Here is a 4052-nt window from a genome sequence, read left to right as displayed (position 1 = left end):
CTGTTGATCAGGCGCGAGTTGGTAGTTGTTGGGGTGTATTCGCTGGTGTTCTTGGGTGAGGTGGTGGTTCCAGTAGGCGGGGAAGTCTCCGATTCCGATCAGGGCGCGTAGGCGCAGGATGGCTTCGGCGCCGTCGAGTCCCCATCTGCTGCCGGTGATTTCGAGGCGGTCGGCAACGAGGTGGCGGGCGGCTCCTTCGATCAGCCCGGTGGCGATGTGCCAGCCCTCGGCCAAAGCCGTGTGGTAGCACAGGTATTCGGCGTGCCCGTGAAGGTATCGGGTGGTGGTCAGCGCGGCCTCGGCGCGGGCCGGGCCCAGCGCTCGGCGTCGGTTTCGAGGGTGCCGGCGACCTGGAGGGCGTGGCCGGCGAGGGCGGCCAGGGCGCGGGTGGCGGCCCAGTCCTCGGCAGCGGGGTCGTCGTGGTCGTGGAAGCACCACGCCGCTGCCCAAAGATATTGCAGGACATGGACGATGTCGCAGACGATGCGGACGGTGACGCCGCGGCGGGCGGCTTCGGATTCGATGAGCTCGATCTGATGCCAGGCGCCGTGATCTCGCAGAGGGCTTGGACACAGGACTACCTCATCTCGCTGGTGGAGCATCTCTCGTCGAGCCGGCCTGCGGTCGGAGAGCCTCGGTGACATCACGGCATGCCTATGGGCACTGCGCCGGCTTGTCGTGACTTCAAAGGCGGGCGGTGAAGACACTCAACGGCGGGTCGGCCAACTGGGTGACGGCGAGTGGCGTGTAGCCGGCTTCGGCGGTCCACCTTGTGATAGTCCTCCCCGCTGTGAGCGTCGCCGCCGTCAGAGCGGATCGGCATTTGCAGACCGAAAGCGGCGGCGACTCCGGCCCAGCGCCGGATCAGTACCGCGTGATGAGCGAGTGCGGTCGCCTCGTCGCCCCGGGGTGCGTCCGGGCCGAGCCGGTAGCGGCCGCCGTCGATGACCACGATCTGCCATGCGGCCAGTTGCGTCAGGATTGCTCGCAGTGCCGTGGGGGCGACGCCACGTCGGCGAGCGAGTTCGGCGACGGTGCCGGGCAGTGCCTCGAGGATGCCGGTGTCATGGGCGACGCCGTAGGCGAGGGTCAGGCGCCAGTCGGCAAGATTTTCGGGCCGTGCCAGGAACGAGAGATTGGATCCGAGGCTGCGATCGGACACGTTGTGCTCACACTCCGTTTTGTCGTGTGTGGCGGAGGGCGCAACCGTCCTCCCCGTTATTGAAAATAATATTCATCAATGATTGACTCTTACCATGACATACCGGGGTGCGCGATGAGCACCGATACCCTCGATCCTATTTTCAGCACGTACCTCTTGGCCAACAGGAAGTTCATGGAACCGCTGGTGTCGGCCGCGATCGCAGGTATGGCGATCCCGCCCGGCAGCCGCGTCCTGGATGTCGGCACCGGAGCGGGCGGTTCGCTGCCGGCTTTGGCCGCAACCGGTGCCCAGGTGGAGGCGATCGATCTCAACCCGGGAGTGGTCGCTCTCGCGGGCGAATACGCCGAAGCGTGTGGCATAGCCGACCGGGTTTCGGTGCGGCAGGCCGACCTGTATCAGGTGCTGGCAGCCGAGCCCGGTGGATTCGACGCCGTCTGGGCGGGCGAGGTGATCTGGCCGGGTAACTTCGACGACCCCGCCGCGGTGACCGCCGGATTGGCGGGATCGCTGAAACCCGGCGGTGTGCTCGGCCTGTTCTACTCGGGCTATTACCGGGCCACTCTACTGCCCGGGCATTCGCGGTGGGAGCGACTGATCGGCGCGGCTTCGTTGCGGCGCTGGGGTCTGCCCGAGGACGGTCCCCATCACCACGACCGGCATATCGGCTGGCTGCGGGCCGCCGGTCTGTCCGATATCGCCCTCACCGTGCTGCCGCGAGTCGGTTTCGGCGACGCCCCCGCGGTACGGGCTTATCTGGAAGCGGTGGTGTGGCCGGAACATCTGACCTCCCTGCGGGAATGCGGCCGGGAGGTCGGCGCGACGGCAGCAGACCTCGCCGATATCGAAGCCGCACTGACACCGGGTAGCAACCGCTACGTTCTGGATGAACCCGGTTACCACCTGATCCACCCGGGGATTCTGGCCACCGGACGGCGTCCCCGGTGACCGGCTACGCGGAGTACGCGCCGGCGGCCGAGTATCTGCACCTGCTCTCTATGCCGATGTGGCCGGCGCTGGTCGAACGGCTCGGCGCTGTCCTGGATACCGCCGATGCGAAACCGGGTGTGGCGGTGGAATTCGGTGCCGGCAGCGGGCTCGGTACCGAGGTACTGCTGAACCGTATCGGCTCCGTTCCTGTCCTGGTGGCCGAACCCTCCGCGCATCTACGTGCGATCCTGCTGGCTCGTCTGCAAGCCGTGCCAGGCGGTGACCGCGTGACGGTATTCCCCTGCGGGGCAGCGGAACTAGATCTGCCGCAACGAATCGTGGCGGTCATGGGCATCCATATGATCGGGCATCTCGCGCCGGCAACACGGCGGGCGTTGTTCGCCGATCTGGTACCGAGGCTGGTGCCGGGCGCCCCGATGATATTCAACGTGCAGCCCCCGGACACCGCGAAGACTGTCGAGGTGCCGCCGTACTCGGTGGCGCAGGGGCAGTTGCGGTACGAGGGGTCTGGCCGGGCGGTGCCCGCCGGTCCCGATCGGCTGCGTTGGACGATGACCTACCGCACGCTGGACGGTGAGCGGGAAATCGACAGGGCAGTCGCCGAATACGACTGGTGGATCACAACGGCGGACGAACTGGCGGGTGAAATCGAGGCAGCGGGAGCGCCGGCCGAGGTGAACGGCGACCTTGTCGTCGCCCGCGGGCCCCACCGCTGAGGCGCGCCGAACCGATTTGGCCCGAAGAACTGCGGCGTAGTCCGCGCACGCCCGCTGGAGCGGATGCCCGTAGCGTGTCCGTGGAAGGAGTCACACCGCTACGGATCGGCCAATCGTCAGCAACTCACAACTTCATCGCGGTCGGGCAATACCGGCCGCTGCTCCATTGCTCGACCAAGGACAGCACACAGTGGCAGGACCCAGCACCAGAACTCCCTTCGCACGCGCTCTCCGGAAGGTGGTGTCCAGGGACCTGGCCGCATCCCGATCCGAACGAAACTTCGCCCGATGCTTTTCGATCGCGCTGATCATCGCGTTCTCCGCGCCGCCCCTGGTACCCGCCTCGGCGCGCGCGGTACCGGAGCTCACCGAACCGGGGACCTGCCACGAACTGTCGCTTCTGGTTGCGGCCGCGGAATCCGCTCCCGCGGACCAGATCATCGCCGCCACCTTGTGCACGCCCGAGCGGCGGGCGCCGGGAACGCGGCAGGTCGACGTGGTCGTCCCAGGCGCCACCTACAACCGGACGTACTGGGACTGGCCGCACCGCCCCAAGACCTACTCGTATACCGAGGACACCCTCGAATCGGGCCGTGCGACCTTCGCTTTCGACAGACTCGGCTCAGGAGCGAGCAGCCACCCCGCCAGCGGCTCGGTCACCGTCGAGGCTCATGGATACCTCCTGCACCAACTGGTCACCTGGCTTCGTGACCACGGCTTCGCCCAGGTGAATGCGATAGTACTGCAACGGCACCTGGGTGTCAGGTGAGTGGGTGGCCGCGGCGCCGGTAGTGCGATAACCGGGCTTGGTGCTGGCGGCGCCGCCGCCAGGTCGACCAGCCCCAGATGTGATCGGCGGCATGTAGTGGTGTGAGTATGAACGCGACCGGCAGGCGGCGGATTTCCGGTAGCGTGAGGGCGATCATGCCCTCGTCGAGATCGCTGGTTCCCCTTTTGCAGCAAGGGTTTTAGACACGGCGAGCCACGCCAGCGCGAGCATGGACAAGGTGATGTGGGCATACCAGGCCCGCCAGCTGCGGACCTGGTAGTGATCCAGCCCGGCCTCGCCCTTGGCCTGCTGAGTAGGGTGGGCCGCGCAGCGAGGTGCCCGCGATGGCGGGTCCTTTTCCGCGCGGCCTCCCACCGAACCGGACATGCCCGCTTTCCAGGCATCACGGCTCTCCAGTGATTACGTCGTGGACGCGGTGGCGGGGGTGTGGGGG

The 4052-nt window shown here is 67.1% G+C and carries 5 protein-coding genes and 2 pseudogenes; 3 read left to right on the top strand and 4 right to left on the bottom strand.

Features of this window, described 5'->3' with window-relative positions; all coding sequences use genetic code 11:
- The 3 genes and pseudogenes from NA4_RS37460 to NA4_RS37450 form a co-directional block, all read right to left on the bottom strand.
- Positions 1-234: pseudogene (locus NA4_RS37460) on the bottom strand (ISKra4 family transposase); the annotation flags it as partial.
- A gap of 53 nt (positions 235-287) precedes the next feature.
- Positions 288-602 carry a hypothetical protein gene (locus NA4_RS37455; protein ID WP_067480847.1) on the bottom strand — a complete coding sequence of 105 codons (315 nt, stop codon included), beginning with the start codon at positions 600-602 and terminating at the stop codon, positions 288-290.
- 41 nt (positions 603-643) lie between these two features.
- Positions 644-1162 (bottom strand): hypothetical protein, encoded by a 519-nt coding sequence (locus NA4_RS37450; RefSeq protein ID WP_067480844.1) that lies wholly within the window; start codon positions 1160-1162, stop codon positions 644-646.
- A gap of 114 nt (positions 1163-1276) precedes the next feature.
- On the opposite strand from NA4_RS37450, the gene NA4_RS37445 reads away from it, so the two are divergent.
- From NA4_RS37445 to NA4_RS37435, 3 genes are all read left to right on the top strand, one after another.
- Positions 1277-2110 carry a class I SAM-dependent methyltransferase gene (locus NA4_RS37445; protein ID WP_067480841.1) on the top strand — a complete coding sequence of 278 codons (834 nt, stop codon included), beginning with the start codon at positions 1277-1279 and terminating at the stop codon, positions 2108-2110.
- Positions 2107-2829 (top strand): class I SAM-dependent methyltransferase, encoded by a 723-nt coding sequence (locus NA4_RS37440; protein ID WP_067480838.1) that lies wholly within the window; start codon positions 2107-2109, stop codon positions 2827-2829. Before NA4_RS37445 ends, NA4_RS37440 begins: the two co-directional genes overlap by 4 nt.
- Positions 2830-3019: 190 nt before the next feature.
- Positions 3020-3598, top strand: coding sequence for a hypothetical protein (locus tag NA4_RS37435; protein WP_157129552.1), 579 nt, complete (start codon positions 3020-3022; stop codon positions 3596-3598).
- Between the two features lie 153 nt (positions 3599-3751).
- Here the strand turns inward: NA4_RS37435 and NA4_RS39860 are convergent.
- Positions 3752-3910: pseudogene (locus NA4_RS39860) on the bottom strand (IS701 family transposase); the annotation flags it as partial.
- Between the last annotated feature and the right edge of the window lie 142 nt (positions 3911-4052).

The organism is Nocardia amamiensis NBRC 102102, assembly GCF_001612745.1.
GTDB lineage: Bacteria > Actinomycetota > Actinomycetes > Mycobacteriales > Mycobacteriaceae > Nocardia > Nocardia amamiensis.
The sequence above is the reverse complement of the archived record's forward strand: the minus strand, read 5'-3'. Positions and strand labels throughout refer to the sequence as shown.

Bases quoted from the DNA above. Each gene is read 5' to 3' on its own strand.
- NA4_RS37445 (WP_067480841.1), top strand. From the start codon at position 1,277: ATGAGCACCGATACCCTCGATCCTATTTTCAGCACGTACCTCTTGGCC.
- NA4_RS37455 (WP_067480847.1), bottom strand. From the start codon at position 602: ATGCTCCACCAGCGAGATGAGGTAGTCCTGTGTCCAAGCCCTCTGCGA.